The sequence below is a fragment of the Streptomyces stoeckheimensis genome, from assembly GCF_045822005.1.
GTDB lineage: Bacteria > Actinomycetota > Actinomycetes > Streptomycetales > Streptomycetaceae > Streptomyces > Streptomyces stoeckheimensis.
The window spans coordinates 6,556,904-6,582,701 of sequence record NZ_CP169550.1; the positions used below are offsets into that span (position 1 = coordinate 6,556,904).

Annotated in this window: 25 protein-coding genes; 15 read left to right on the forward strand and 10 right to left on the reverse strand. The window is 71.8% G+C overall.

Going from position 1 to position 25,798, the window contains the following annotated elements; genetic code table 11:
- Positions 1-14 precede the first annotated feature (14 nt).
- Positions 15-584, forward strand: a complete 570-nt coding sequence (locus ACE1OC_RS29670) for a dienelactone hydrolase family protein (RefSeq protein ID WP_407839587.1) — start codon at positions 15-17, stop codon at positions 582-584.
- 93 nt (positions 585-677) lie between these two features.
- Here the strand turns inward: ACE1OC_RS29670 and ACE1OC_RS29675 are convergent, their stop codons facing one another.
- The 5 genes from ACE1OC_RS29675 to ACE1OC_RS29695 form a co-directional block, all read right to left on the reverse strand.
- Positions 678-1,619, reverse strand: a complete 942-nt coding sequence (locus ACE1OC_RS29675) for a zinc metalloprotease (RefSeq protein ID WP_407841716.1) — start codon at positions 1,617-1,619, stop codon at positions 678-680.
- A 222-nt stretch (positions 1,620-1,841) separates the two neighbouring features.
- On the reverse strand, positions 1,842-3,521 hold the full coding sequence (locus ACE1OC_RS29680; RefSeq protein WP_407839588.1) for an alkaline phosphatase D family protein: 1,680 nt from the start codon (positions 3,519-3,521) through the stop codon (positions 1,842-1,844).
- Positions 3,522-3,633: 112 nt separating this feature from the next.
- The gene (locus ACE1OC_RS29685; protein WP_407839589.1) at positions 3,634-4,431 is read right to left on the reverse strand and encodes a DsbA family protein; all 798 of its coding nucleotides are present in this window, start codon (positions 4,429-4,431) and stop codon (positions 3,634-3,636) included.
- Positions 4,432-4,495: 64 nt separating this feature from the next.
- Entirely contained in the window at positions 4,496-5,185 is a 690-nt protein-coding gene (locus ACE1OC_RS29690; protein ID WP_407839590.1) for a hypothetical protein, read from the reverse strand.
- Positions 5,186-5,235: 50 nt separating this feature from the next.
- Positions 5,236-6,561, reverse strand: coding sequence for a DUF2252 domain-containing protein (locus ACE1OC_RS29695; RefSeq protein WP_407839591.1), 1,326 nt, complete (start codon positions 6,559-6,561; stop codon positions 5,236-5,238).
- A 158-nt stretch (positions 6,562-6,719) separates the two neighbouring features.
- Here ACE1OC_RS29695 and dnaE point away from each other — a divergent pair, with 158 nt between their 5' ends.
- Positions 6,720-10,265, forward strand: coding sequence for a DNA polymerase III subunit alpha (gene dnaE, locus ACE1OC_RS29700; protein ID WP_407839592.1), 3,546 nt, complete (start codon positions 6,720-6,722; stop codon positions 10,263-10,265).
- Between the two features lie 82 nt (positions 10,266-10,347).
- On the opposite strand, the gene ACE1OC_RS29705 is transcribed toward dnaE, so the two are convergent.
- A complete protein-coding gene (locus tag ACE1OC_RS29705) occupies positions 10,348-10,518 on the reverse strand; it encodes a hypothetical protein (RefSeq protein WP_250743777.1) in 171 nt (56 codons plus the stop codon).
- Positions 10,519-10,747: 229 nt separating this feature from the next.
- Here ACE1OC_RS29705 and ACE1OC_RS29710 point away from each other — a divergent pair, with 229 nt between their 5' ends.
- Genes ACE1OC_RS29710 through ACE1OC_RS29725 form a run of 4 tightly spaced genes read left to right on the forward strand, consistent with a single transcriptional unit; the run spans position 10,748 to position 14,710 of the window.
- Positions 10,748-12,094 (forward strand): NYN domain-containing protein, encoded by a 1,347-nt coding sequence (locus ACE1OC_RS29710; RefSeq protein WP_407839593.1) that lies wholly within the window; start codon positions 10,748-10,750, stop codon positions 12,092-12,094.
- Between the two features lie 28 nt (positions 12,095-12,122).
- Positions 12,123-13,163: an ABC transporter ATP-binding protein gene (locus ACE1OC_RS29715; protein WP_407839594.1), complete on the forward strand. Its 1,041-nt coding sequence runs from the start codon at positions 12,123-12,125 to the stop codon at positions 13,161-13,163.
- On the forward strand, positions 13,160-13,966 hold the full coding sequence (locus ACE1OC_RS29720) for an ABC transporter permease (RefSeq protein ID WP_407839595.1): 807 nt from the start codon (positions 13,160-13,162) through the stop codon (positions 13,964-13,966). The genes ACE1OC_RS29715 and ACE1OC_RS29720 overlap by 4 nt, the downstream gene beginning before the upstream one ends.
- 51 nt (positions 13,967-14,017) lie before the next feature.
- Entirely contained in the window at positions 14,018-14,710 is a 693-nt protein-coding gene (locus ACE1OC_RS29725) for a hypothetical protein (protein WP_407839596.1), read from the forward strand.
- A gap of 115 nt (positions 14,711-14,825) precedes the next feature.
- Here ACE1OC_RS29725 and ybaK read toward each other — a convergent pair whose 3' ends face one another.
- The 3 genes from ybaK to ACE1OC_RS29740 are packed head-to-tail and all read right to left on the reverse strand — an operon-like array spanning position 14,826 to position 17,701.
- The gene (gene ybaK, locus ACE1OC_RS29730; protein ID WP_407839597.1) at positions 14,826-15,314 is read right to left on the reverse strand and encodes a Cys-tRNA(Pro) deacylase; all 489 of its coding nucleotides are present in this window, start codon (positions 15,312-15,314) and stop codon (positions 14,826-14,828) included.
- A gap of 10 nt (positions 15,315-15,324) precedes the next feature.
- Positions 15,325-16,062, reverse strand: a complete 738-nt coding sequence (locus ACE1OC_RS29735; protein ID WP_250743782.1) for an LON peptidase substrate-binding domain-containing protein — start codon at positions 16,060-16,062, stop codon at positions 15,325-15,327.
- A gap of 34 nt (positions 16,063-16,096) precedes the next feature.
- Positions 16,097-17,701, reverse strand: coding sequence for an oxidoreductase (locus ACE1OC_RS29740; protein WP_407839598.1), 1,605 nt, complete (start codon positions 17,699-17,701; stop codon positions 16,097-16,099).
- Positions 17,702-17,848: 147 nt separating this feature from the next.
- On the opposite strand from ACE1OC_RS29740, the gene hisD reads away from it, so the two are divergent.
- From hisD to ACE1OC_RS29785, 9 genes are read left to right on the forward strand one after another with little or no spacing between them, the layout of a single operon-like run.
- Positions 17,849-19,171 (forward strand): histidinol dehydrogenase, encoded by a 1,323-nt coding sequence (gene hisD / locus ACE1OC_RS29745; protein WP_407839599.1) that lies wholly within the window; start codon positions 17,849-17,851, stop codon positions 19,169-19,171.
- Entirely contained in the window at positions 19,168-20,319 is a 1,152-nt protein-coding gene (locus ACE1OC_RS29750) for a histidinol-phosphate transaminase (RefSeq protein ID WP_407839600.1), read from the forward strand. The genes hisD and ACE1OC_RS29750 overlap by 4 nt, the downstream gene beginning before the upstream one ends.
- Positions 20,316-20,909, forward strand: a complete 594-nt coding sequence (gene hisB / locus ACE1OC_RS29755; protein ID WP_215035049.1) for an imidazoleglycerol-phosphate dehydratase HisB — start codon at positions 20,316-20,318, stop codon at positions 20,907-20,909. The genes ACE1OC_RS29750 and hisB overlap by 4 nt, the downstream gene beginning before the upstream one ends.
- A gap of 1 nt (position 20,910) precedes the next feature.
- Complete coding sequence (locus ACE1OC_RS29760; RefSeq protein ID WP_266909496.1) at positions 20,911-21,078, forward strand: hypothetical protein; 168 nt, start codon at positions 20,911-20,913, stop codon at positions 21,076-21,078.
- Between the two features lie 5 nt (positions 21,079-21,083).
- Positions 21,084-21,725, forward strand: a complete 642-nt coding sequence (hisH, locus tag ACE1OC_RS29765) for an imidazole glycerol phosphate synthase subunit HisH (protein ID WP_407841717.1) — start codon at positions 21,084-21,086, stop codon at positions 21,723-21,725.
- The gene (gene priA, locus ACE1OC_RS29770) at positions 21,725-22,459 is read left to right on the forward strand and encodes a bifunctional 1-(5-phosphoribosyl)-5-((5-phosphoribosylamino)methylideneamino)imidazole-4-carboxamide isomerase/phosphoribosylanthranilate isomerase PriA (protein ID WP_407839601.1); all 735 of its coding nucleotides are present in this window, start codon (positions 21,725-21,727) and stop codon (positions 22,457-22,459) included. The genes hisH and priA overlap by 1 nt, the downstream gene beginning before the upstream one ends.
- A complete protein-coding gene (locus ACE1OC_RS29775; RefSeq protein ID WP_407839602.1) occupies positions 22,456-22,860 on the forward strand; it encodes a RidA family protein in 405 nt (134 codons plus the stop codon). The genes priA and ACE1OC_RS29775 overlap by 4 nt, the downstream gene beginning before the upstream one ends.
- Positions 22,857-23,612: an imidazole glycerol phosphate synthase subunit HisF gene (gene hisF / locus ACE1OC_RS29780; protein ID WP_250743792.1), complete on the forward strand. Its 756-nt coding sequence runs from the start codon at positions 22,857-22,859 to the stop codon at positions 23,610-23,612. Before ACE1OC_RS29775 ends, hisF begins: the two co-directional genes overlap by 4 nt.
- A 28-nt stretch (positions 23,613-23,640) precedes the next feature.
- Positions 23,641-24,870 (forward strand): MFS transporter, encoded by a 1,230-nt coding sequence (locus tag ACE1OC_RS29785; protein ID WP_407839603.1) that lies wholly within the window; start codon positions 23,641-23,643, stop codon positions 24,868-24,870.
- Positions 24,871-25,082: 212 nt separating this feature from the next.
- On the opposite strand, the gene ACE1OC_RS29790 is transcribed toward ACE1OC_RS29785, so the two are convergent.
- A complete protein-coding gene (locus ACE1OC_RS29790) occupies positions 25,083-25,715 on the reverse strand; it encodes a TIGR03085 family metal-binding protein (RefSeq protein WP_407839604.1) in 633 nt (210 codons plus the stop codon).
- Between the last annotated feature and the right edge of the window lie 83 nt (positions 25,716-25,798).

Below are 25,798 nucleotides of genomic sequence, written 5' to 3' on the forward strand. Positions count from 1 at the left end.
GGCACGATGGGGGCATGAACATCGTGCTTTTCCATTCGACCTACGGGCTGCGGCCCGCCGTGCGGGAGGCGGCCGACCGGCTGCGCGCGGCCGGGCACCAGGTCCAGGTGCCGGACCTCTTCGAGGGACGCACCTTCGAGACCGTCGAGGAGGGCATGGCCCACCGGGACGAGATCGGCCGTGACGAGCTGCTCAAGCGGGCGGTACTGGCCTCGGCCCCCTACTCCGACCAGGGCCTGGTCTACGCCGGCTTCTCCTTCGGCGGCTCGATCGCCCAGCACCTGGCGCTCGCCGACGAGAAGGCGCGCGGGCTGCTGCTCCTGCACGGGACGGCAGACCTGGAGGAGGGCGTCTACGTCGACGAGCTGCCGGTGCAGCTGCACATCGCCGATCCGGACCCCTTCGAGCCGCACGACTGGCTGACGGCCTGGTACCTGCGGATGCGCAAGGCCGGGGCGGACGTGGAGGTCCACGGCTATCCGGGGGCCGGGCACCTGTTCACCGACCCGGGGCTGGACGACTACGACGCCGAGGCCGCGGAGCAGGCCTGGGCGGTCGCCCTCGCCTTCCTCGACGGTCTGTAGAGCGCGAAGAGCGCGAAGAGCGCGAAGAACACGAAGAAGGGGCCCCGCTCGCGGGGCCCCTTCCTCATGCGTGCGTCAGGACGCCGGCACGCGTCAGGCGCGGTACGCCGTCCACATGCTCTTCATGCGGGTCACCTGGCCCGCGGTGAACTGGTACATGCAGGAGTCGTACGTGTAGTCCATGAAGTTGTGGATCGGGTCGACGCCCGCCTTGCTGGCGCAGGTGTCGCGACCGGTCGGGCACTCGAAGGCCGCGCTCTTCTCGGCCGGGGTGTCCGAAACGGAGTCGCCCGAGCCGTTACAGCCGCCCTGGAAGGTGTGGTAGAGGCCCATCCAGTGGCCGACCTCGTGGGTCGCGGTGTCGCCCTCGTTGTAGTTGGCGGCGGAGCCGCCCGGCAGCGAGGTGTCGAGGACGACCACGCCGTCCATCTTCGGCTGGGAGGCGTAGGAGCTGGGGAAGGTGGCCCAGCCCAGCAGCCCGCCGGAGAGGTTGGCGGTGTAGAAGTTGAGGGCGTTCGCACCACCCTTGCGCAGGGTGTTCTTCATGGTCTTCTCGGCGGTGGAGCCGGAAGCCAGGTTGTACCAGCTGGCGTTGTCCGTGTAGTCGGTGCCCGCCAGGGTGAACTGGTAGCTGCTGTCGACGTTTCCGGTGCCCTGGCCGGCGTAGGCCGCGTTGAGGACCGCCAGCTGCTTGCTGATGTCGGTGGACGTCAGCTTTCCGGTGGTGCCGGAGTGGATGACGTGGAAGTACACGGGGATGCTCGTGACTGCCTCGGCGACGCGCAGGCTGCGCGGTTCCTTCGAGATCTTGTCCAGCTTCGCCTTGAGGTCGGAGTCCATGGCCTTGGACTGCGCCTCGGTGACCTCGTTCGGCTCGGCCGCGTGCTGGTCCTTCGGGCGCGCCACACGGGCGTTGGCCGCGGCGCCGGACGCGTCCTCGGCGCACACCTCGGCACCGGTCTTGGCGGCCGCGACCGTGGTGGGGGCGGCGAGCGGGGTGAAGGCCAGGGTGCCCGTGAGTACGGCGGCGCCCATCAGGCGACGGCGAAGAAGGGGGGATATGCGGGCAAGAGCGCGCACGTGTGCTCCTCGCGAGTGGGGGGTTGAGCGGGAGGGATCTCCTCAGCTGGCGGGAATCTTACGTGCGCATGTCATAAACAGGTCAAGTGGTCTACGTAAAAGATTTGTTGCTTCTGATGACGAAGGGGCGCCTGGTCTACGCCAAGCGCCCCCTCGGACGGGAAATCTGGCTGAGCGTCAGCGCACCGGCCGGTCCGCCCGCTCGACCTTCTGGGTCCCGTTCAGCGTGCGGTACGAGCGCGCCCAGGCGGCCGTGGCGTCTTGGCGCCGCTTGTCCGAAACCACGTAGTAGTCCATCTGGGAACGCTCGGCCGTCACGTCCAGCACGCCGTAGCCGTGGGCGTCCATGTCCAGCCACTTCACGTGCCGGTTGGCGGCCTTGATGGCCGTTTCCGCCACCAGCGAGGCCGTGTCCGCCGGCACGTGCAGCAGGTCGTCGATGTTGTCGGAGGTCACCGACGTCACCACGAACTCCACGCCCGCCGACCGCGACCACGGGTAGGTGGCCGCCGTCACCGGGACGTCGTTCGCCCAGGCCATGTGGATGTCACCGGTCAGGAAGACGGTGTTGCGGACGGAACGGTCCGTCAGGTGCCCCAGCAGCTCCCGGCGGTCGTCCGTGTACCCGTCCCACTGGTCCACGTTGACCGCGAGGCCGCCCGCGGGCAGGCCGAGCAGCTCGGCGAGGGGCCCCAGCAGGTGCGCCGGCAGGGAGCCGAAGGCCACCGGCGAGATCATCACCGAGGTGCCCACCAGCTTCCAGGTGGCCTGCGAGCCGGCCAGCCCGGCCTTCAGCCAGTCCAGCTGGGCGCGCCCGGTGATGGTGCGCGCCGGATCGTCCACCGCGCCGCTGCCGATGCCCGCCTGCTGCGAACGGAAGGTCCGCAGGTCCAGCAGGTGCAGGTCGGCGAGGGTGCCGAAGCGCAGTCGACGGTAGACGGTGCCCTCGGTGGAGGTGCGCACCGGCATCCACTCGAAGTACGCCTGCCGGGCGGCGGCCGCGCGGGCAGCGAAGGAGCCCTCGGTGGCGGGATCGTGGTTCTCGGCGCCGCCGGACCAGGTGTCGTTGGCGATCTCGTGGTCGTCCCAGATCGCGATGACCGGGTGGGCCTGGTGCAGGGCCTGCAGGTCGGGGTCGGTCTTGTACTTCCCGTGCCGGGTGCGGTAGTCGGCCAGGGTGAGGATCTCGTGCAGCGGCTCGTGCTGCCGTACGACGTACTTCGCCTCGGGGTAGCCGCCGCTCTGGTACTCGTAGATGTAGTCGCCCAGGTGCAGTACGGCGTCCAGATCGGCCCGCGCGGCCAGGTGGCGGTACGCGGAGAAGTAGCCGGACTCCCAGTTGGCGCAGGAGACCACGCCGAAGCGGACCCCGGCGGGCGCGGTGGTGGCGGCCGGGGTGGTGCGGGTGTGCCCGGCCGGGGAGACGGTGGCGCCGGCGGTGAACCGGTACCAGTAGGCCGTCTGCGGCCGCAGGCCCCGTACGTCGGCCTTGACGGTGTGGTCGGAGGCGGCGCTCGCGGTGACGGTGCCGCTCGCGACGATCCGGGAGAAGGCCTTGTCCTCGGCGACCTCCCAGCCCACCGCGAGGGCGGGGCCCGCGCCGGAGCCCGGTACGGCATCGGCGGTCGGGGTGACGCGGGTCCACAGCAGGACCCCGTCGGGGAGCGGGTCGCCCGAGGCGACGCCGTGCAGGAAGGAGGGGGCGTCTTCGCCGGTGGCGGCGTGGGCGGCTTCGGCGCCCAGCGCGGCGATCGGGACGAGTGCCGCCGTGGCCGCCGCGGCCAGGACGACCGTACGGCGGCGGGGAGTCGGCACGGTCGCCGATTCCGGGGCGGAAGAGGAGAGTTGACTGGTCACGGATGATCATATTACCGACGGGTATTCGCTCCGGACCAGACCCGTGAAAGCAACGGACGGGCGAACTCTGGGAGTTCGCCCGTCCGTCGGGGTGCTGCGAGAGAGGGAGGGGTCAGCCGGCGATGGCCTTGTCGATCGCCGCGGTGAACGCCTCGGGCGTCTGCGGCAGCGGGTCGATCGTCTTGCCGTCCATCTTCAGCGTCGGAGTGCCCTTCACGCCGCTCTTGTCGAAGGTCTTGGACATCTCCAGCGCCCACCGGTCGTAGGTGCCGTCCTCGACCGCCTTCTTGAACTCGGCGTTGCCCTTGAGCGCCGGAACCTGGTCCGCGACCGTCAGCAGGTAGGCGTCCTTGGCGAACTTGTCGTCCTTCTCCTCCGGGTGGTTCGCCGCGGAGTAGAGGGCCGTCTTGTACTCCAGGAACGCCTCGGGGCTGACGTTGAGGGCCGCGCCCAGCGCGCTCAGGGCGTTCTTCGAACCGCTGCCGGGGAAGCCGTTGTCCAGGAAGGTGGCGCCGACGTACTGGATCTTGTACTTGCCGGCGTCGAGGTCCGTCTTGAGCTGCGGGCCGACCGCCTGCTCGAAGCTCGCGCAGACCGGGCAGCGCGCGTCCTCGTACAGTTCCAGGGTCTTCTTGGCGTCGGCCTTTCCGACGACCACCGTCGTGCCGTTCTCGCCCGAGGTGTTCTTCGGCGCGACCAGGGGCGCGTCGGCGGCCTTCTCCCAGGCGCTCGGCTGGTTGGACTGGACGACGGCGTAGCCGACGCCCCCGGCCAGGGCGAGGGCGGCCACGACGCCGCCCGCCACGAACACCTGCCGGCGGACCTTGGCCTTCTTGGCCTGCTGCTCGCGCTCGATGCGCAGCCTCTCGCGGGCGGCCGCCTTGTTCGCCTGGCTGTTGCGTGCGCTCATCGTTCTCTCCGTGGGGTGTGGCTCCGCGGCGGAGCCGGCTGGAAGGGGGGACTGTCCTCGTACGTCAGGCGCGAGCGAACGCGCCGCGTACGCGAGGAGGTCCCCGCCGTCCCACGGAGTGCACGGGGAAGCGGGTGCGGGCCACCGTGCTCCGCAGCGCCGTGAAAGGCGAGCGGCATACCGGACCGAGGGCCCGCGCCGTGCGGGCCGAGGCCATCCGCAGCGGCCGGAAGGCGAACGCGGACGCCGCGCCCAGCAGCCGGCCGAGCGCCCGCTCCCCGCGGTGCAGCCACAGGGAGGCGAGCAGTCCGACCGATACGTGCGCGCCCAGCAGCAGCCAGGGGGCCCACGGTCCGGGTGCGGCCAGCAGCGCGGCCGGGTCGGCGGGCCCGCCCACCTCGGCCAGTGCCCCGCCCACCGGGCTGCCGCCGCAGAAGTCGGCGAGCCCGATGGCGCGCAGCGGCCCCGAGACGGGACCGCCCGCGGGGCCGTAGCAGAGGTGCTGGCCGGAGGTCAGCACGGTGTCGGCGGCCAGTTCCAGCGGGACGAGCAGCCCGGCGATGTGACCGAGGCCCCGCTCGCGTCCGGCCAGCGCGAAGGCGATCGCGAACACGGCGGCGAAGGCCCCTCCCACCAGGGCGGGAGGCAGCGGCACCCGGGACAGCAGGACGTGCGAGCCGGTCGAGAGCAGCACGACGACCGCGCTGAACAGCGCGGCCCGCAGCCCTCGGAGACCCACCCCGGATATGTCCATCTTCGCGAGTGTGCCATGCGTCCCTGTGAGGACGGGCCCTAGGTCCCGGTCTAGGACAGGATCCGGCCGTTGCGGAAGAGGTCCACGAAGATCTGGTGGTCGGTGCGGGCCCGGGCGCCGTAGGCGTGCGCGAAGTCCACCAGCAGGTCCGCGAAGCCCTCCTCGTCGGCGGCGATGGCCGCGTCGATGGCCCGCTCGGTGGAGAACGGGACCAGCGTCTGGCCGCTCTCCTGCGCGTCCGCGGCGCCGTGCATGGTCGCCGTGGCCCGGCCCAGGTCGGCGACCACGGCCGCGATCTCCTCCGGGTCGTCCAGGTCCGACCAGTCCAGGTCCACCGCGTACGGGGAGACCTCCGCGACGAGCTGCCCGGCCCCGTCCAGCTCGGTCCAGCCGAGCCACGGGTCGGCGTGCGCCTGCAGGGCCCGCTGGGAGATCACGGTGCGGTGCCCCTCGTGCAGGAAGTACTCGCGCACCGACCGGTCGGTGACGTGCCGGGACACGGCCGGGGTCTGCGCCTGCTTGAGGTAGATCACGACGTCGTTCTCCAGGGCGTCGCTGTGCCCCTCCAGCAGGATGTTGTACGAGGGAAGGCCCGCCGAGCCGATCCCGACGCCCCGGCGGCCCACCACGTCCTTGACCCGGTAGGAGTCCGGGCGGACGAGCGACTCGTCGGGAAGGGTCTCCAGGTACCCGTCGAAGGCGGCGAGGACCTTGTACCGGGTGGCCGCGTCCAGCTCGATGGTCCCCGGGCCGGGGGAGAAGCGGCGTTCGAACTCGCGGATCTCGGTCATCGAGTCGAGGAGCGAGAAACGGGTGCGGCTGCGGGCGGCGCGCAGGGCCTCCAGCAGCGGGCCGTCGGCGGTGTCCAGGGTGAAGGCGGGCACCTCGTCGTTCTTCGCCCCGGTGGCCAGCGCGTGGATGCGCTCCCGGTAGGCGGCCGCGTAGATCCGTACCAGCTCGCTGATCTGGTCGTCGCTGAGCGCCTTGGTGTAGCCGAGCAGGGCGACGGACGCGGAGAACCGCTTAAGGTCCCAGGTGAAGGGGCCGACGTAGGCCTCGTCGAAGTCGTTGACGTTGAAGACCAGCCGGCCCTGGGCGTTCATGTAGGTGCCGAAGTTCTCGGCGTGCAGATCGCCGTGGATCCACACCCGGCCGGTGCGCTCGTCCAGGTACGGGCCGCCGTGCCGCTCGCGCTCCAGGTCGGCGTAGAAGAGGCAGGCGGTGCCCCGGTAGAAGGCGAAGGCCGAGGCCGCCATCTTGCGGAACTTGACCCGGAAGGCCGCGGGGTCGGCGGTGATCAGCTCGCCGAAGGCGATGTCGAACACGTCGAGTATCTGCTCGGCGCGCTGCTCGTCGGTCGTCTCGGGAACCGCCATGGCGGGTGCCTCCTGGTGGTGCGGGGTGGATCGCATTTCGGACACTGCCGTTGGTTCGTGCAACGCATGACCGTACCCGCCAGTGCCCGTGATCTGTCACCGGGGGCACGTAGGATTCAGAGCTGCCGCCCCTCTCTCCCCGCCCGGAGGCCCCCACCGTGACCAAGACGCCGTTCACGCACCTGCACGTCCACACCCAGTACTCCCTGCTGGACGGTGCCGCGCGGCTGAAGGACATGTTCAACGCGTGCAACGAGATGGGCATGACGCACATCGCCATGTCCGACCACGGCAACCTGCACGGGGCGTATGACTTCTTCCACACGGCGAAGAAGGCCGGGGTCACGCCGATCATCGGCATCGAGGCGTACGTCGCCCCGGAGTCCCGGCGCAACAAGCGGCGCATCCAGTGGGGCCAGCCGCACCAGAAGCGCGACGACGTGTCCGGTTCCGGCGGTTACACCCACAAGACGATCTGGGCGGCGAACTCCACCGGGCTGCACAACCTCTTCCGGCTGTCCTCCGACGCGTACGCCGAGGGCTGGCTGACGAAGTGGCCGCGCATGGACAAGGAGACCATCTCCCAGTGGTCGGAGGGGCTGATCGCCTCCACCGGCTGCCCCTCCGGCGAGGTGCAGACCAGGCTGCGCCTCGGCCAGTTCGACGAGGCCGTGCAGGCCGCCTCCGACTACAAGGACATCTTCGGCGAGGGGCGCTACTTCCTGGAGCTGATGGACCACGGCATCGAGATCGAGCGCCGGGTCCGCGACGGGCTGCTGGAGATCGGCAAGAAGCTCGGCATCCCGCCGCTGGTGACGAACGACTCGCACTACACGTACGCGCACGAGGCCGGCGCCCACGACGCCCTGCTCTGCATCCAGACCGGCAAGAACCTCTCGGACCCGGACCGCTTCCGCTTCGACGGAACCGGCTACTACCTGAAGTCCACGGACGAGATGTACGCGGTCGACTCCTCGGACGCCTGGCAGGAGGGCTGCGCCAACACCCTCCTGGTGGCCGAGCAGATCGACACCACCGGCATGTTCGAGGCCAAGAACCTCATGCCGAAGTTCGAGATCCCCGAAGAGGGCTACACCGAGATCACCTGGTTCCGCGAGGAAGTGCGGCGCGGCATGGCCCGCCGCTACCCCGGGGGCGTCCCGGAGGACCGCCAGCGGCAGGCCGAGTACGAGCTGGACGTCATCATCCAGATGGGGTTCCCCGGCTACTTCCTCGTCGTCGCCGACTTCATCATGTGGGCCAAGAACCAGGGCATCGCGGTGGGCCCCGGCCGAGGCTCCGCCGCCGGTTCGATCGTCGCCTACGCCATGGGCATCACCGACCTCGACCCGATCACCCACGGCCTGATCTTCGAGCGGTTCCTCAACCCCGAGCGCGTCTCCATGCCCGATGTCGACATCGACTTCGACGAGCGCAGGCGCGTCGAAGTGATCCGGTACGTGACCGACAAGTACGGCGACGACAAGGTCGCCATGATCGGCACCTACGGAAAGATCAAGGCGAAGAACGCCATCAAGGACTCGGCCCGGGTCCTCGGCTACCCGTACGCCATGGGCGACCGGCTCACCAAGGCCATGCCCGCCGACGTCCTCGGCAAGGGCATCGACCTCAACGGCATCACCGACCCCTCGCACCCGCGCTACGGCGAGGCCGGCGAGATCCGCTCGATGTACGAGAACGAGCCGGACGTCAAGAAGGTCATCGACACCGCCCGCGGCGTCGAGGGCCTGGTCCGCCAGATGGGCGTGCACGCCGCCGGCGTGATCATGTCCAGCGAGCCGATCGTCGACCACGCCCCGATCTGGGTGCGGCACACGGACGGCGTCACCATCACGCAGTGGGACTACCCCCAGTGCGAGTCGCTCGGCCTGATCAAGATGGACTTCCTGGGCCTGCGCAACCTCACGATCATGGACGACGCCGTCAAGATGGTGAAGGCCAACAAGGGGATCGACCTCGATCTCCTCGGCCTGCCGCTCGACGACCCCAAGACCTTCGAACTGCTCGGCCGCGGCGACACCCTCGGCGTGTTCCAGTTCGACGGCGGGCCCATGCGCTCCCTGCTGCGCCTGATGAAGCCCGACAACTTCGAGGACATCTCCGCCGTCTCGGCCCTGTACCGGCCGGGCCCGATGGGCATGAACTCGCACACGAACTACGCCCTGCGCAAGAACAAGCAGCAGGAGATCACCCCGATCCACCCGGAGCTGGAGGAGCCGCTCAGGGAGATCCTCGGCGTCACCTACGGCCTGATCGTGTACCAGGAGCAGGTCCAGAAGGCCGCCCAGATCATCGCCGGGTACTCGCTCGGCGAGGCCGACATCCTGCGCCGCGTGATGGGCAAGAAGAAGCCCGAGGAACTGGCGAAGAACTTCGTCATCTTCGAGGCCGGCGCCAAGGAGAAGGGCTTCAGCGACCAGGCGATCAAGGCGCTGTGGGACGTGCTGGTCCCCTTCGCCGGCTACGCCTTCAACAAGGCCCACTCGGCCGCGTACGGCCTGGTCTCCTACTGGACCGCCTACCTCAAGGCCAATTTCCCGGCCGAGTACATGGCGGGCCTGCTCACCTCGGTCAAGGACGACAAGGACAAGTCCGCGATCTACCTGAACGAGTGCCGCCGGATGGGCATCAAGGTGCTCCCGCCGAACGTGAACGAGTCGGAGGCGAACTTCGCCGCCCAGGGCGACGACGTGATCCTCTTCGGCCTCACCGCCGTGCGCAACGTCGGCCAGAACGTCGTCGAGTCGATCATCAAGAGCAGGAAGGCCAAGGGGAAGTACTCCACCTTCCCCGACTTCCTGGACAAGGTCGAAGCCGTCGTCTGCAACAAGCGCACGGTCGAGTCCCTGATCAAGGCCGGCGCCTTCGACGAGATGGGCCACACCCGCAAGGGCCTGGTCGCCCACCACGAGCCGATGATCGACAACGTGGTCGCCGTCAAGCGCAAGGAGGCCGAGGGGCAGTTCGACCTCTTCGGCGGAATGGGTGACGAGAGCGCGAGCGACGAGCCCGGCTTCGGCCTCGACGTGGAGTTCTCCGACGTCGAGTGGGAGAAGTCCTACCTGCTCGCCCAGGAGCGCGAGATGCTCGGCCTCTACGTCTCCGACCACCCGCTCTTCGGCCTGGAGCACGTCCTCTCCGACAAGACCGACGCCGGCATCTCCCAGCTCACCGGCGGCGAGCACTCCGACGGCGCCGTCGTCACCATCGGCGGCATCATCTCGGGCCTCCAGCGCAAGATGACCAAGCAGGGCAACGCCTGGGCCATCGCCACCGTCGAGGACCTGGCCGGCTCCATCGAGTGCATGTTCTTCCCCGCGACCTACCAGCTCGTCTCCACCCAGCTGGTCGAGGACACCGTCGTCTTCGTCAAGGGCCGCCTGGACAAGCGCGAGGACGTCCCCCGGCTGGTCGCCATGGAGATGATGGTCCCCGACCTGTCCAACGCCGGCACCAACGCCCCCGTCGTCCTCACCATCCCGACCGTCAAGGTCACCCCGCCGATGGTGACCCGGCTCGGCGAGATCCTGCGCCACCACCAGGGCAACAGCGAGGTGCGGATCAAGCTCCAGGGGCCGCGCACCACCACCGTGCTCCGGCTCGACAAGCACCGGGTCAAGCCCGACCCGGCGCTCTTCGGCGACCTCAAGGTGCTCCTCGGCCCGTCCTGCCTGGCCGGCTAGGCACCCCGCCACCGCCCCACCCGTACGCGGGAAGGCCCGCCCCTGTCGACAGGGGCGGGCCTTCCCGCATGCGGGGGAGGCGTCAGTTGTGGCCGAACTTCTTTTCCCTCTTCTTGCCGGCCATCTGCAGCGGGCTCGGCGCCGCCGAGGTCGAGGGCGCGGGCGACGATTCCATCGAGGTCTTCGCCGGATCCTGCGAAGCCGAGCGGTCCTGTGACTTGGCGGGCTGCTGGCGGTTCTTGTTCTTGGCCATGGGATGCCTCCGTGGGGGGTTTAGGGGCCAGGGCCGCCTTCACACTCACACAGGGCCGTAAACGGCGCATTTTGGATCATTACCGCGCGTAGTCGGGGCTCCTGCCGGGGGACTCCGAGAGATACGCCACGCCGATGATCGAGTTCCGGCCGTCAAGGCCGTTGCCGTCGGGCAGACTCGGGGAAACCGCGAAAGACACAGAGGACCCCCAGGGAAGAGGGTGGTACGCGTGGACCGCTGCGTCGTCCTGGTGGACGCCGGCTATCTGCTGGGCGCCGCCGCGAGCCTCCTCGCAGGAGAGCCGTCCCGCTCCCGGATCACCGTCGACCATGCGGCCCTCATCCAGGGCCTGCGCGAGCGCGCCGAGGCCGACACCGAGCAGCCCCTCCTGCGGATCTACTGGTTCGACGGCGCACCCGACCGGGTGCCCCAGCCCGAGCACCGGCGGCTGCGCGTCATGCCCCGGGTCACCGTCCGCCTCGGCGCCCTGACCCGCAGCGACGGCCGCTGGGCCCAGAAGGGCGTCGACGCGGCCATGCACGCCGAGCTCACCGAGCTCGCCCGCAACCGCGCCTGCTCCGACGTCGTGCTCGTCACCGGCGACGGCGACCTGCTGCCCGGCCTGATGTCCGCCAAGGAACACGGGGTCGCCGTCCACCTGTGGGCCGTCCAGGCCGCGGACGGGGACTACAACCAGTCCGAGGACCTCGTCGCCGAAGCCGACGAACGCCGCGTCCTGGACCGCACCTGGATCACCCGCGCCGTCCGCGCCCGCGACCTCACCGGACTCTGCGCCCCGGCGCCGGCCCCGCGCCCCGAGATCGCCGCCATCCTCTCCGCGCCGCTGCCCGAGGCCGCCCTCGCCGAAGCCGCCCGCGGCAACGGAACCCGGCCCGCGGCCCCCGTGGAGCCAGAGGAGGGCGGCGTGGCCGCCACCGCCGCGGCCGGCACCGCCAACGGCAGGACCGTCCCGACCCCGAAGGACCTCGCGGGCGCCCTGCGCGCCCCCGGGGCCCCCGCACCCGCCGCCGGGCCCGGCCAGGCCCTCGGCGCGGCCCCGGCGGGCAGCGCCCTGCGCTGGTCCTCCGACAAGGGATGGGTCGACCGCGCCGGGCCGCTCGGCGAGCCCGCCGAAACCGCCTCGCTGCCCACCCTCGCCCAGCTCACCTCCGCCGAGCAGCGCTGGGCGGACCGCGAGGAGGACATCACCACCGTCGGCGGCGACCCCTTCGAGGTCGGTCAGGTGTTCGCCCGGCGCTGGATGGAACGGCTCCCGGAGACCGTGCACCTGCAGAAGCTCGCCACCATGTACCCGCGGATCCCGCACCGGATCGACGGGGAGCTGCTGCGCTACGCCGCCCGCTTCGGACTCCTCGCGCACAAGGACGACCAGATCGACGAGCACGACCGGTACGCCATCCGGGCCGGCTTCTGGCGCGAGATCGACGTACGGGCGGCCGCCGAACACGTGGCCGGTACCGGATCGCCGGCCGCGCCGGCCACCGCCCCGGGGGCTCCCGGGACCCTTGGTGCGGCCCCCGTCACGGTGGCCCAGGCGGCCCCGGCAGCCGAGTAGGGGCCGCAACCCCGTAGGCTGCTCCCTCGTGAGTACGGGGACAGCACAGGCGGATACGGACACGGCAGGGGCCGCGGGACCGGCCTCCGACGTGGTCTGCGCGGTACGTGACCTGGTCAAGACCTATCCCGCGGTACGAGGACGGCGCGGGGCCCCGGCCCTGCCCGAGACCCGTGCCACCGACGGCATCTCCCTGGACGTGCGGCGCGGCGAGATCTTCGGACTGCTCGGCCCCAACGGCGCCGGCAAATCGACCCTGGTCCGCCAGCTCACCGGCCTGCTGCGGCCCGACTCCGGCTCGGTGACCCTGCTCGGCCACGACCTCGTGCGCCACCCCGACCGGTCGGCCCGGCTGCTGTCCTACCTGGGGCAGGAATCCACCGCCCTCGACGAGCTCACGGTTTCCCTGGCCGCCGAGACGACCGGCCGGCTGCGGGGCCTCGGCCTGCGCGAGGCACGGGCCGCGAGGGACTCCGTACTGGAGGAGCTCGGCCTGACCGGGATCGCCGGACGCCCCCTGAAGAAGCTGTCCGGCGGCCAGCGGCGCCTCGCCTGCTTCGCCGCCGCGCTGGTGGGGGAGCGGCCCGTCCTGGTGCTCGACGAGCCCACGACCGGCATGGACCCGGTGGCCCGGCGGGCCGTCTGGGCCGCCGTCGACCGCCGCCGCGCCCAGACCGGGGCCACCGTGCTGCTGGTCACCCACAACGTCATCGAGGCCGAGACCGTCCTCGACCGGGTCGCCGTCATCGACCAGGGCCGGGTCATCGCCTGCGACACCCCGGCCGGACTCAAGGCCCGGGTGTCCGGAGAGGTCCGCCTCGAACTGGTCTGGCGCACCGCGCCGCCGCTGGAGCTCCCGGAGGTCGCCGCGCTCGCCGCGGCGGCCACCGAATCCGGGCGGCGCTGGGTGCTGCGGCTCGGACCCGACGAGGCGCGGGCGGCGGTGGCCGCCGTGACCGGCGGCCCGGCCTTCGCCGCCCTCGACGATTTCACGCTGGCCACGCCGAGCCTGGAGGACGTGTACCTCGCCCTGGGCGGACGCACCTCGAAGGGACTGGTGAAGGCGTGAGCGCCACCACCACCGCCACCACGGACACGGCCGCACCCGTCACCGCCTCGGGCGTACTGGCTCCGCGCGCCCGGTTCCTTCCGGCGCTGGCCGCCGTGTACCGGGCCCAGCTGTCCCGCGCGCGGGTCTCGCGGATCCCGCTGCTGTTCGTGGCCACCTTCCAGTCCGTCGGGATCATGATCCTGATGCGCGGCGTGGTCGACGGGGGCTCCGAGGCGCGGGCCGTCGTCGCCGGTTCCTCCGTGCTGGTCGTCGCCTTCGTCGCGCTGAACCTGCTCGCGCAGTACTTCGGCCAGCTCCGGGCCAGCGGCGGGCTCGACCACTACGCCACCCTGCCGGTGCCGCCCGCGTCGGTGGTGCTGGGCGCCGCAGCCGCGTACGCCTCCTTCACGCTGCCCGGCACCCTGGTGACGGCGGTATTCGGCAGCGTGCTCTTCGGGCTGCCGATGGGCGGACTGTGGATCCTGGCCGCCGTGGTGCCGCTGGCCGGCGCCGCCCTCGCCGGACTCGGCGCGGCGCTGGGCCTGCTCGCCCCGCGCCAGGAGCTGGCCACCCTCGCCGGGCAGCTCGGCATGTCCGCGGCCCTGCTGCTGGGCGTACTGCCGCCCGAGCGGATGCCGGACGTCATCGTCTGGGCGCGGGACCTGCTGCCGTCCACGTACGGCGTGGAGGCGTTCGCCCGGACCTTCGAGCCGCATCCCGACTGGGCGGCGGTCCTCCTCGACCTCGGCGTGTGCGCGGGGGTGGGCGTGCTGTCCCTCGCCGTCGCGACCTGGGCCTACCGGCGGGCCGCGGTCCGCTGACGCCCGCCGGGGCCGATCGTTAAATCAAACACTTCCTGGCACGATGTGGGGGTGAGCGAAGCCGTGACCCCCTATGACAAGCCCGACCAGCCGCCGTCGGAGTCGCCTTCGGCCGCGACAGCGGCTGAGGCCGCGCCAGCGTCGGAGCCCGCCTTCTCCCCGTCCGACATCCGCGACGGGGCCGCCATCGCCCTCGTGATCGGCGTGGCCGGCGTGCTCCTCGGGCTGCTGTGGGTCTGGCTCGCGCCGCGCGTGCAGTACGTGTCCAACGGCGAGGCCGTGTTCCTGCGGGACACGGAGAGCGAAGCGCGCATCGGGGCGGACGGGACCTTCCTGCTGCTGTCCGTCGGATTCGGCGTGCTGAGCGCGGTGGCGGTCTTCCTGTGGCGCCGCGGCGGGGGTGCGGCGCAGGTGGTCGGGCTCGCGGTCGGATCGGTCTTCGCGGCGCTGGTCGGCTGGCGAGTGGGTCTGTGGCTGGGCCCGTCCTCGGACCTCGTGGCGGTCGCCCGGAAGGCGGGGAAGGGAGTTCCCTTCGACGCCCCGCTGGAACTGCTCGCGCACGGGGCGCTGCTCGGCTGGCCGATGGCCGCGGTCATCGTGCACCTGGCGCTGACGGCGCTGTGGGGTACGCGGGATCCGGCGCCGGACCTCGCGGTGTGGCCGTCCGGGTACTACCAGGCCCCGGTGGACGCCCCCGTCGCCCCGGCTGCGGACCCGTCCGGTACGGAACCTCCGCGCCCGTAGCCCCGGCCGTGCGGGTCTGGCCCTGCGGGGCTGTCCCCTACCCGCCCTTCGCCCGTTCCCCGGGGCTGCGCCCCGGACCCCCTGGGGGTCCGGGGGCTGGCCAGCGGGTCGGGTGCTACGCCCGGGCGATCGGGGCCAGGGTGGCTGCGGTCAGGGTGGTGAGGGTGGACGCCGGGAGTTCGACCTCCAGGCCGCGGCGGCCCGCCGAGACGCAGATGGTGGGGAAGCCGGAGGCCGAGGCGTCCAGGACCGTGGGGAGCCGCTTGCGCTGGCCCAGCGGAGAGATGCCGCCCAGGACGTAGCCCGTGGTGCGCTCGGCCAGGGCCGGATCGGCCATCGCCGCACGCTTGCCGCCCACCGCGGAGGCCAGGGCCTTCAGGTCGAGGCTGCCCGAGACCGGGACCACCGCGACCACCAGCGAGCCGTCCACGTCGGCCAGCAGCGTCTTGAAGACCTGCGCGGGGGAGACCCCGAGGGCCTGCGCGGCCTCCTCGCCGTAGGAGGGGTGGGCCGGGTCGTGCTCGTAGGCGTGCACGGTGAAATCGGCGCCGGCCGCCGTCAGGGCCACGATCGCCGGAGTGCCCGCCGGCTTCTTCTTCGCCATGGGTCCTTCGTCAGTTGGGGCTCGTCGGGGCGCGGGTGAGGTCCACGGCCGGGAGCGAGGGGAGGTGGCGGATGACGGCCGTCTCGGTGCGCAGCAGCTTCAGCTCCTCCGCGAGGCGGGTCGCCGTGTCCGGGGCCTGGAGCAGCCGCTGCTTCGCCGGGATGTCCAGCACCGCGGCCGCGGCGACCAGGTACGAGACCACCGACGGCTCGTCGGGGAGGTCCATGCCGGTCAGGGACCGTTCGCGGGCCCCCGCGAGCCGCTTCTGATACGTGCGGAACGCCCGCAGCACGCCCTCCGCCAGCGCGCCCGCGCCGTCGCCCGCGTCCTCGGGGAGCTCCTCCAGCTCCGCCACCAGGAACGGGCCGGACGCGTCGACCGACAGCAGCCGGACCCGGACCGTGCCGGTGGCCATGACCTCGAAGCTGCCGTCCTCCCGCTCCCGGATCGAGGCCGCGTCCGCGATGCAGCCCACCCGGTGGAAGGCCTGGACCGGGTCCGCGCCGAAACCGGCGGCCGGGCCGCGCTCGGGCAGGGCCGTCTGGTCCGGCAGGCCGGGCGCGGTCGGGGCGACCTCCCGGCCGTCGCGGATCGCGACGACCGCGAAACGGCGGGGCTCTTCCTCTCCCGCCTTCAGCAGCTCGCGCATCATGGCGCGATAACGCTCCTCGAAGATGTTCAGCGGGAGCACGAGTCCCGGGAACAGCACCGAGTTCAGCGGGAAGAGGGGCAGGCGAACGGTGGTCACGAGGCACAGGGTAGTGGCCCTGGCCGGAGGACCGTCACCCCCGCCTCAGGACGCGGGAGGCTCCCGCCGCGACCGTCGTGGCCAGGATCCAGCCCAGGATGATCAGCGCGGCCCCGCCCCACTGCCAGCCGTCCTTCAGGATCCACTGGTCCTGAAGGCCGAGGTCGATCACCGGCAGGAGCAGGTCCAGGGCGAACAGCGATGCGTCCCAGTCGGGGTGCTCGTCCGCTTTGATCGGCGGCGGCTCGCCGTGCACCGCGAAGAGCACCGCCCCGGCCGCCCACAGCACGGCCATCCACAGCGCCGCCCGCCCCGGCCGGTAGCCGTAGACCACCGTCCAGTCCTGGAGGTACCCCCACGCGCGCAGCGCCGGCGGCAGCGTCGACCGCCGGCGCCGCTGTTTGGCGAGCAGCACCTCGCGGGCGTCCGCGTCCTCCCCGGAGGCCCGCAGGACCGCGGCGAGCCGCTCGTACGGTTCCGGGGAGTACTCGGGGGTGGCCGCCTCGACCCACTCCAGCCGCAGGGCCGTCGGGAAGTGGCCCCGGGGCGCGAGGTTCTCGTAGCCGAAGCCCTCGATGGACAAGCGGCCCGGGCGGGCCGGCCAGCTCGCGGCGGTGTCCACGAGCTTGACCACCTGCGAGCCCGACAGCACCACCCGGCCCCGCTCCGTGCGCTCGCCCACGAACCGCAGCTCCGGGGTGTGGATGCGGCGCAGCGAGACCTCCTGGTCCTCCGTGAGGGTGAACCGGGCCCCGTAGAAGTCCACGGCGTCCCCGAAGCGGCCGTCGTCCAGCCGCAGGCCGCCCCGGCACTCGAAGTGGTGCGCGGGCTCGCCCCGCAGCGGGGTGTAGCCCTGCCCGTAGGGGGGCGTGGAGGAGCCGGAGTCGCCCGCGGTGTAGTCCAGGGCGATGGAGGTCAGGTAGAGGGTGCGCTCGACGGTGAGCTGCGGGGCGTTCAGCGCCCGCTTTCCGGCCGGATTGTTCAGCCGGGCCCCGCGCAGGCTCATCGACACGCCGACCTTGGCGCCGCGCAGGCTCACCTCCCCGTAGGCCCGCAGCAGCTCGCCCTGGAAGTCCTGCGCCACCGACATCCCGTCGGCGGCCAGCGCCCGCCCCTTGTTGTCGCGCTGCACCACCGCCTCGCTGATCAGCAGGTCGGTGCCGATCTGCGCGTCGGTCAGCCGGATCCCGCGCGCCACCCGGCAGCGCGGCAGGTGCAGGTCGCCCTCCGTCTGCAGACGGGCCGCGTCCAGCCGGGGCATCGCGCAGTTGACCAGGCGCAGCGTGCCGAAGCGGGTCTCCGAGAGCTGCACCTCGCCGTCGAAGCGGCAGGACTGGAGCTCCACGTACGGGGTGACCGTGCCCCCGGACAGGTCGAGGCGGCCGGTGATCCGCACGCCGCGCAGCTTCAGGGAGGCCACCCGGCCCCGCACCGGGTCCGGCCCGTGGAGCAGCAGCAGGGCCACCACCGCCGCGCGCACGCTGCGCTCGGGGCCCCAGACCCGGTCGGCGTGCGGATCGTCCCGCTCGGCCGTACGGGTGCTGAGATCGCAGACGCTGCCGGTCCGGAACGCGTCCCACATGAGCCGTTCGGGGCCGGTGAGATCCTCCGGTTCCCCGTCCGGGCGTAGTTCTGCCATGGCGGCCCCCCTCCGCTCGTCGGCGCGGACCGCACCGCGCCTCCCCGCACGCTAGGGGGCCGCTGTGACATCGGGAAACGCCCGTGGCCTGTATCAGCCAGTGATACGGACGAACGGTGCTGCGAGGCGGTCTGAGAGAATTGGCAGGTGATCTCTCGTATCGACCTGCGCGGCGACACCCTCCCCGAGGGTGGCGCCCTGCGCGATCTGCTGCCCCGTGCCGAGTTCGACGTAGAAGCCGCCCTGGAGAAGGTGCGGCCCATCTGCGAGGACGTCCACCATCGTGGGACGGCGGCGCTGATCGAGTACGCGCAGAAGTTCGACGGGGTCGAGCTCGAGCAGGTCAGGGTGCCCGCAGAGGCGCTCAAGACCGCTCTGGACCAGCTCGACCCGGCCGTCCGCGCCGCCTTGGAGGAGTCGATCCGGCGTGCCCGGATCGTGCACCGCAACCAGCGCCGCACCGAGCACACCACGCAGGTGGTCCCCGGCGGAACGGTGACCGAGAAGTGGGTTCCGGTCGAGCGCGTGGGGCTGTACGCCCCGGGCGGCCGTTCGGTGTACCCGTCCTCCGTCGTCATGAACGTCGTCCCGGCCCAGGAGGCGGGCGTCGAGTCCATCGCGCTCGCTTCCCCGCCGCAGAAGGAATTCGGCGGCTTGCCGCACCCGACGATCCTGGCCGCCTGCGCGCTGCTCGGCGTGGACGAGGTGTACGCGGCGGGTGGCGCGCAGGCCGTCGCGATGTTCGCGTACGGGACGGAAGACTGCCCTCCCGCCAACATGGTGACCGGCCCCGGCAACATCTGGGTCGCCGCCGCCAAGCGCTACTTCACCGGCAAGATCGGCATCGACACCGAGGCCGGCCCGACCGAGATCGCGGTCCTCGCGGACTCCACGGCCGACCCGGTGCACGTCGCCGCCGACCTGATCAGCCAGGCCGAGCACGACCCGCTGGCCGCCGCCGTCCTCGTCACGGACTCCGCGGAGCTCGCGGCCGCCGTCGAGAAGGAGCTGGAGCCGCAGGTCGCGGCCACCAAGCACATCGAGGACCGGATCAAGCCCGCGCTGGCCGGCCGCCAGTCCGCGATCGTGCTGGTCGACAGCCTGGAGGACGGCCTCAAGGTCGTCGACGCGTACGGCGCCGAGCACCTGGAGATCCAGACCGCCGACGCGGCCGCCTGGGCCGCCCGCGTGCGCAACGCCGGCGCGATCTTCGTCGGCCCGTGGTCCCCGGTCTCCCTCGGCGACTACTGCGCCGGATCCAACCACGTGCTGCCCACCGGCGGCTGCGCCTGCCACTCCTCGGGCCTGTCCGTGCAGTCCTTCCTGCGCGGCATCCACATCGTCGACTACACGCGCGACGCCCTCGCCGAGGTCACCCACCACGTGGTGACCCTCGCCGAGGCCGAGGACCTGCCCGCGCACGGCGCGGCTCTGAAGGCACGATTCGGGTGGAAGGTTCCGCAGGCATGACCGGCACCACTGACAGCACCGACGGCACCGGCGCCGAGGCCGTCATCGGCATCGACGACCTCCCCATCCGGGACGAGCTCCGCGGCAAGACCCCGTACGGCGCCCCGCAGCTGGACGTGCCCGTCCAGCTCAACACCAACGAGAACCCGTACGGGCTGCCCGAGCCGCTCGTCGCGCGGATCGCCGAGCGGGTCGCCGAGGCCGCCCGCACCCTGAACCGGTACCCCGACCGGGACGCCGTCGAGCTGCGCACCGAACTGGCCGCCTACCTCACCCGTACCGGCAAGCACCCGGTCGCGCGGGAGAACGTATGGGCCGCCAACGGCTCCAACGAGGTCCTCCAGCAGCTGCTGCAGACCTTCGGCGGGCCCGGCCGCACCGCGATCGGCTTCGAGCCCTCGTACTCGATGCACGCGCTGATCGCGCGCGGCACCGGGACCGACTGGATCTCCGGCCCGCGCAACGAGGACTTCACGATCGACGTGGAGGCGGCCGAGCAGGCGATCGCCGAGCACGCCCCCGACGTCGTCTTCATCACCTCGCCCAACAACCCCACGGGCACCGCGGTCGGGGCCGAGACCGTCCTGGCCCTCTACGAGGCCGCGCAGGCGGCCAAGCCGTCCCTCGTCATCGTGGACGAGGCCTACGTGGAGTTCAGCCACCGGGACTCGCTCCTGCCGCTGATCGAGGGCCGCCCCCACATGGTGGTCTCCCGGACCATGTCCAAGGCCTTCGGCGCCGCCGGGCTGCGCCTCGGCTACCTGGCCGCGCACCCGGCCGTGGTCGACGCCGTACAGCTCGTACGCCTGCCGTACCACCTGTCGGCCGTCACCCAGGCGACCGCACTGGCCGCCCTGGAGTTCACCGACACCCTGCTCGGCTACGTCGAGCAGCTCAAGGCCGAGCGGGACCGCCTGGTCACCGAGCTGCGGGGGATCGGCTTCGAGGTCACCGACTCCGACTCGAACTTCGTACAGTTCGGCCGGTTCGAAAACTCCCACACCGCCTGGCAGAAGATCCTCGACCAGGGCGTCCTGGTCCGGGACAACGGCGTACCGGGATGGCTGCGGGTCACCGCGGGCACCCCGGCCGAGAACGACGCGTTCCTGGAAGCGGTTCGCGCACTGAAGAAGGAGCAGCACGCATGAGCCGCATCGGACGGGTCGAACGGACCACGAAGGAGACCTCGGTCCTCGTCGAGATAAACCTCGACGGCACCGGCAAGGTCGACGTCTCGACGGGCGTGGGCTTCTACGACCACATGCTCGACCAGCTCGGCCGCCACGGCCTCTTCGACCTCACGGTCAAGACCGAGGGCGACCTGCACATCGACAGCCACCACACCATCGAGGACAGCGCGCTCGCGCTCGGCGCCGCCTTCAAGCAGGCCCTCGGCGACAAGGTCGGCATCTACCGCTTCGGCAACTGCACCGTGCCGCTCGACGAGTCCCTCGCCCAGGTGACCGTCGACCTGTCCGGCCGCCCCTACCTCGTGCACACCGAGCCCGAGAACATGGCGCCGATGATCGGCTCGTACGACACGACGATGACCCGGCACATCTTCGAGTCCTTCGTCGCGCAGGCCCAGATCGCCCTGCACATCCACGTGCCGTACGGCCGCAACGCCCACCACATCGTGGAGTGCCAGTTCAAGGCGCTGGCCCGGGCCCTGCGCTACGCCGCCGAGTTCGACCCGCGCGCCGCCGGGATCCTGCCCTCCACGAAGGGCGCCCTCTAGCGTGAACGGGCTCAACACGATCCTGATCGTCCTCGGCCTGTTCCTGGCCGGAGGCGTCTACTCCTTCAAGAAGCAGGAGATGCCGGCCTCGGTCATCGCCCTGCTCGCCATCGGCTCCGTGATGTGCCTGGTCGCCGGAGTGCTGCGGATCCAGGGAATTTGGGAGTGAGCACCTTGACCCCCACGAAGAAGGTCGTGGTCTTCGACTACGGCTTCGGCAACGTCCGCTCCGCCGAGCGCGCCCTCGCGCGCGCCGGCGCGGACGTGGAAATCACCCGCGACTACGACAAGGCCATGGACGCCGACGGACTCCTCGTCCCCGGTGTCGGTGCCTACTCCGCCTGCATGCAGGGGCTCAAGGAGGCGCGCGGCGACTGGATCATCGGCCGCCGGCTCTCCGGCGGCCGCCCGGTCATGGGCATCTGCGTCGGCATGCAGATCCTCTTCGAGCGCGGCATCGAGCACGGCGTGGAGACCGCGGGACTGGACGAGTGGCCCGGCACGGTCGGCCCGCTCCAGGCCCCGATCGTCCCCCACATGGGCTGGAACACCGTGGACGCGCCGGCCGACAGCCAGGCCTTCGCCGGCCTGGACGAGGACGCCCGCTTCTACTTCGTGCACTCCTACGCGGCCCACGACTGGTCGCTGGAAGTCACCAACCCGCTGATCAAGGCCCCCAAGGTCACCTGGGCCACGCACGGCGAGCGGTTCGTCGCGGCGGTGGAGAACGGGGCCCTGTGGGCCACCCAGTTCCACCCCGAGAAGTCCGGGGACGCCGGCGCCCAGCTCCTCACCAACTGGATCGAGACCCTGTGATGACGACGTCGAAGAAGCTCGAACTGCTCCCCGCCGTCGACGTCCGCGACGGCCAGGCCGTCCGCCTCGTGCACGGCGTGTCCGGCAGCGAGACCTCCTACGGCTCCCCGCTCCAGGCCGCCCTGGCCTGGCAGTCCGCCGGCGCCGAATGGCTGCACCTGGTCGACCTGGACGCCGCGTTCGGCACCGGTGACAACCGCGCGCTCGTCGCCGAGATCACCGGCGCCATGGACATCAAGGTCGAACTGTCCGGCGGCATCCGCGACGACGCCTCGCTCGCCGCGGCCCTCGCCACCGGCTGCACCCGCGTCAACCTCGGCACCGCCGCCCTGGAGACCCCCGAGTGGGCCGCCAAGGCCATCGCCGAGCACGGCGACAAGATCGCCGTCGGCCTCGACGTTCGCGGCACCACCCTCAAGGGCCGCGGCTGGACCAGCGAGGGCGGGGACCTCTACGAGACCCTCGCGCGCCTGGACTCCGAGGGCTGCGCCCGGTACGTCGTCACCGACATCGGCAAGGACGGCACCCTCACCGGCCCCAACCTGGAGCTGCTGACCAACGTCTGCGCCGCCACCGACCGGCCCGTCGTCGCCTCCGGCGGCATCTCCTCCCTCGACGACCTGCGCGCGCTCGCCGGGCTCGTCGAGGCCGGCGTCGAGGGCGCCATCGTAGGCAAGGCCCTGTACGCCAAGGCGTTCACGCTCGAAGAAGCCCTGAAGGTGGTCTCCGCATGAGTTCCGAGAACAGCTCCGCCGTCCGCCGCATCTCCTCCGGCGGCCCCTACGAGGACGTCCTCGGCTACTCCCGCGCCGTCCAGCTCCCCAACGGCCTCGTCCTGGTCTCCGGCTGCACCGGGGCCGACGCGGGCGGCCCGTACGACCAGACGATGAAGGCCTTCTCCGTGGCCTTCGCCGCCCTGGAGCAGGCCGGACTCGGCCCCGAGCACGTGGTCCGCACCCGCATGTACCTCACGCACGCCCGCGACGTGGACGAGGTCGGCCGCGCCCACAGCGAGCTCTTCGACAAGGTCCGCCCCGCCTCGACGCTGCTCATCGTCAACGGGTTCGTGGACCCGAGCATGGTCGTCGAGGTGGAGGTCGAGGCCTTCGGCCCCGTCGGGGGAGGCTCGGCATGACCCTCGCCGTACGGGTGATCCCCTGCCTGGACGTGGACAACGGCCGCGTGGTCAAGGGCGTCAACTTCCAGAACCTGCGCGACGCCGGCGACCCGGTCGAGATGGCCAAGCTCTACGACGCCGAAGGTGCCGACGAGCTGACCTTCCTCGACATCACCGCGTCCTCCGGGAACCGGGAGACCACCTACGACGTGGTGCGCCGCACCGCCGAGCAGGTCTTCATCCCGCTGACCGTGGGCGGCGGCGTCCGCACCGCCGACGATGTGGACAAGCTGCTGCGGGCCGGCGCCGACAAGGTCGGCGTGAACACCGCCGCCATCGCCCGGCCCGAGCTCATCCAGGAGATCGCGGAGCGCTTCGGCCGGCAGGTGCTCGTCCTGTCCGTCGACGCGCGCCGCACGGCCTCCGGCTCCTTCGAGGTGACCACCCACGGCGGCCGCCAGAGCGCCGGCATCGACGCCGTCGAGTGGGCGCACCGGGCGGCCGAGCTGGGCGCCGGGGAAATCCTGTTGAACTCGATGGACGCGGACGGTACCAAGGACGGCTACGACACCGAGATGATCGCGGCCGTGCGCAAGCACGTCACGGTCCCGGTGATCGCCTCGGGCGGCGCGGGCAAGCTCGCGCACTTCCCGCCGGCGATCGCGGCGGGCGCCGACGCGGTGCTGGCGGCGTCGGTGTTCCACTTCGGCGACCTGCGCATCGGGCAGGTCAAGGAAGCGCTGAGGGAAGCGGGCCACCCGGTCCGCTGAGGCCTGCTTCGCCCGTGGGGGGCTCGCAGTGAACGCGAACGTGTGGCGCGACGGCAACGTCCTGCGCTGGCTGGCCGCCTACGGGGCTTCGCTCGTCGGGGACGGGGTCTACTTCCTCGCCCTCGGCTGGGCGGCCGCGCAGACGGCCGGCCCGGCCGAGGTCGGCCTGGTCATGGCGGTCGGCGCGATACCGAGGGCGCTGCTCATGCTGGGCGGCGGGGTGGTCGCCGACCGCTTCGGGCCCCGGCTGGTGGTCATCTCCTCCGACGCGGTGCGGTGCGGGGTCGTCCTGGCACTGGCGCTCGTCCTGGCCCTCGGCTCCCCGGGCCTGTGGGTCCTGGTGCTCGTCGCGCTGGTCTTCGGCATCGTGGACGCGCTGTTCATGCCGGCCGTCGGGGCGCTGCCGCCGCGGATCGCGGGGCCCGGGCAGCTGGTACGGGTCCAGGGGCTGCGCAGCCTCGCGGAACGCGTCGGGCACACCGCCGGGCCGCCGGTGGCGGGGCTGGCGATGGGGCTGGGCGGGCCGGCGTCCGCCTTCGCGGTGGCTTCGGTGCTGTTCGGGGTCTCGCTGGTGCTGCTGATGGCGGTACGGATCGCTCCCCTGCCGGCGGCGGCTCCGGCTTCGGCCGCCCCTTCCGCTGCCGAGAGTCCGTGGAGGCAGCTCCGCTCCGGGCTCGGCTACATCCGGCGGCACGGGCTGATCGGGCCCCTGATGCTGTCGGGGGCACTGAGCCAGCTGGGCACGTCCGCGCCGATGACGCTGGGGCTGATCCTGGTCTCCGAGGAGCGCGGCTGGGGGCCGGGCGGGGTCGGCTGGATCATCGGCGGGATGGGCGTGGGTGCGGCGTCGAGCGCGCTCGTGCTCACCCTGATCCCGAGGTTCCCCCGGGCCGGGGCCATCCAGAACCTCACCCTGATCGTCGGCTCGGCCGGCATCGGCGGCCTGGTTCTGGCCCCGACCCTGCCGGTCGCCGTGGCACTGGCCGTGCTGACGGGGTTGGTCTGCGGGATCTGCGGCGGCCTGGCCATCGCCCTCATCCAGACGGCCACGGATCCCTCGTACCTGGGGCGGGTCAGCTCCGTGATGGCCTTCACGGCGGTCGGCCTGGCCCCGCTGGCCTATCCCGCCTTCGGCTTCGCCGCCGATCTGTGGGGTGTCACCCCGGTGTTCCTGGCGGGGGCGGCGGTCTCCATGGCCGGAGCCATAGTCGGCACCTCGGCCCCCGCGGTCCGCCGCGCGGAGCTCGCCCTGGCGTAACCGTGCGGGGCCGTCCCCTACCCGCCCTTCCACCGTTCCCCGGGCTGCGCCCGGACCCCCTGGGGCTCCGCCCCAGACCCCGCGCCTCAAACGCCGGCGAGGCTGGATCTATCAGCCCCTCCGGCGTTTGAGCCCAGGGGAACGGGCGAAGGGCGGGTAGGGGACCTCGCCCCGCAGGGCCGAACGCGCGAGCGGCGCGTCAGGGAGGTGGGTCAGATGCCCAGCTCTGCCCTGGTGAGCTTCGCGACGGCCTCCTTCGGGCCGTCCAGTTCCACCGCGGCAGCGTCCTGGCGGCCGAAGCAGAACAGGGTCAGTTCCCCGGGCTCGCCCGTCACCGTCACCACCGGCGCACCCTTGTGCGCCACCGCCGTCTGGCCGTTCGGGCGGCGCAGGACCAGGCCCACCGGGGAACGGCGGCCCGTCAGGCGGGCCAGCTTTTCCAGGCGGGACCAGAGGGAGTCGGAGAAGACCGGGTCCAGGGGGCGCGGTGACCAGTCCGGCTGGGCGCGGCGGACGTCCTCGGCGTGGACGTAGAACTCCACCGCGTTCGCCAGCTCGTCGATCTGCTTCAGCGAGTAGAGGGACATCTTCGGCGGGCCGGTCCGGATCAACTGGATGAGCTCCTCGTACGGCTTGGCCCCGTACTCCTCCATCGCCTTGTCCAGGCGGGTCTTCAGCACGTTCAGGAGGAGTCCGCCCGCCGCGTCCGGGCGACGCTCCCGGACCACCACGTGCGCGGCGAGCTCCCGTGTCCGCCAGCCGTCGCACAGCGTCGGCGCCTCCGGGCCCGCCGACTCCAACAGGTCGGCCAGCAGCAGTCGTTCACGCTTCGCATGGGTAGACATGCGGGCCAGCCTACGGCTGGAACCCGCCCCGTGCCTGCCCATCAGGCGGACAGGGATCCTTGATCGTCCCCCGGGCCCGGCAC

What these genes read in the sequence shown, in the direction of transcription:
- ACE1OC_RS29790 (WP_407839604.1), bottom strand. Translation starts at nt 25,715, where the DNA reads ATGTCTACCCATGCGAAGCGTGAACGACTGCTGCTGGCCGACCTGTTG.
- ACE1OC_RS29695 (WP_407839591.1), bottom strand. Translation starts at nt 6,561, where the DNA reads ATGGCGGTTCCCGAGACGACCGACGAGCAGCGCGCCGAGCAGATACTC.
- hisB (WP_215035049.1), top strand. Translation starts at nt 20,316, where the DNA reads ATGAGCCGCATCGGACGGGTCGAACGGACCACGAAGGAGACCTCGGTC.
- ACE1OC_RS29685 (WP_407839589.1), bottom strand. Translation starts at nt 4,431, where the DNA reads ATGAGCGCACGCAACAGCCAGGCGAACAAGGCGGCCGCCCGCGAGAGG.
- ACE1OC_RS29740 (WP_407839598.1), bottom strand. Translation starts at nt 17,701, where the DNA reads ATGGCAGAACTACGCCCGGACGGGGAACCGGAGGATCTCACCGGCCCC.
- ACE1OC_RS29705 (WP_250743777.1), bottom strand. Translation starts at nt 10,518, where the DNA reads ATGGCCAAGAACAAGAACCGCCAGCAGCCCGCCAAGTCACAGGACCGC.
- ACE1OC_RS29675 (WP_407841716.1), bottom strand. Translation starts at nt 1,619, where the DNA reads ATGGGCGCCGCCGTACTCACGGGCACCCTGGCCTTCACCCCGCTCGCC.
- ACE1OC_RS29750 (WP_407839600.1), top strand. Translation starts at nt 19,168, where the DNA reads ATGACCGGCACCACTGACAGCACCGACGGCACCGGCGCCGAGGCCGTC.
- ACE1OC_RS29670 (WP_407839587.1), top strand. Translation starts at nt 15, where the DNA reads ATGAACATCGTGCTTTTCCATTCGACCTACGGGCTGCGGCCCGCCGTG.
- ybaK (WP_407839597.1), bottom strand. Translation starts at nt 15,314, where the DNA reads ATGGCGAAGAAGAAGCCGGCGGGCACTCCGGCGATCGTGGCCCTGACG.
- priA (WP_407839601.1), top strand. Translation starts at nt 21,725, where the DNA reads ATGACGACGTCGAAGAAGCTCGAACTGCTCCCCGCCGTCGACGTCCGC.
- ACE1OC_RS29775 (WP_407839602.1), top strand. Translation starts at nt 22,456, where the DNA reads ATGAGTTCCGAGAACAGCTCCGCCGTCCGCCGCATCTCCTCCGGCGGC.
- hisF (WP_250743792.1), top strand. Translation starts at nt 22,857, where the DNA reads ATGACCCTCGCCGTACGGGTGATCCCCTGCCTGGACGTGGACAACGGC.
- ACE1OC_RS29690 (WP_407839590.1), bottom strand. Translation starts at nt 5,185, where the DNA reads ATGGACATATCCGGGGTGGGTCTCCGAGGGCTGCGGGCCGCGCTGTTC.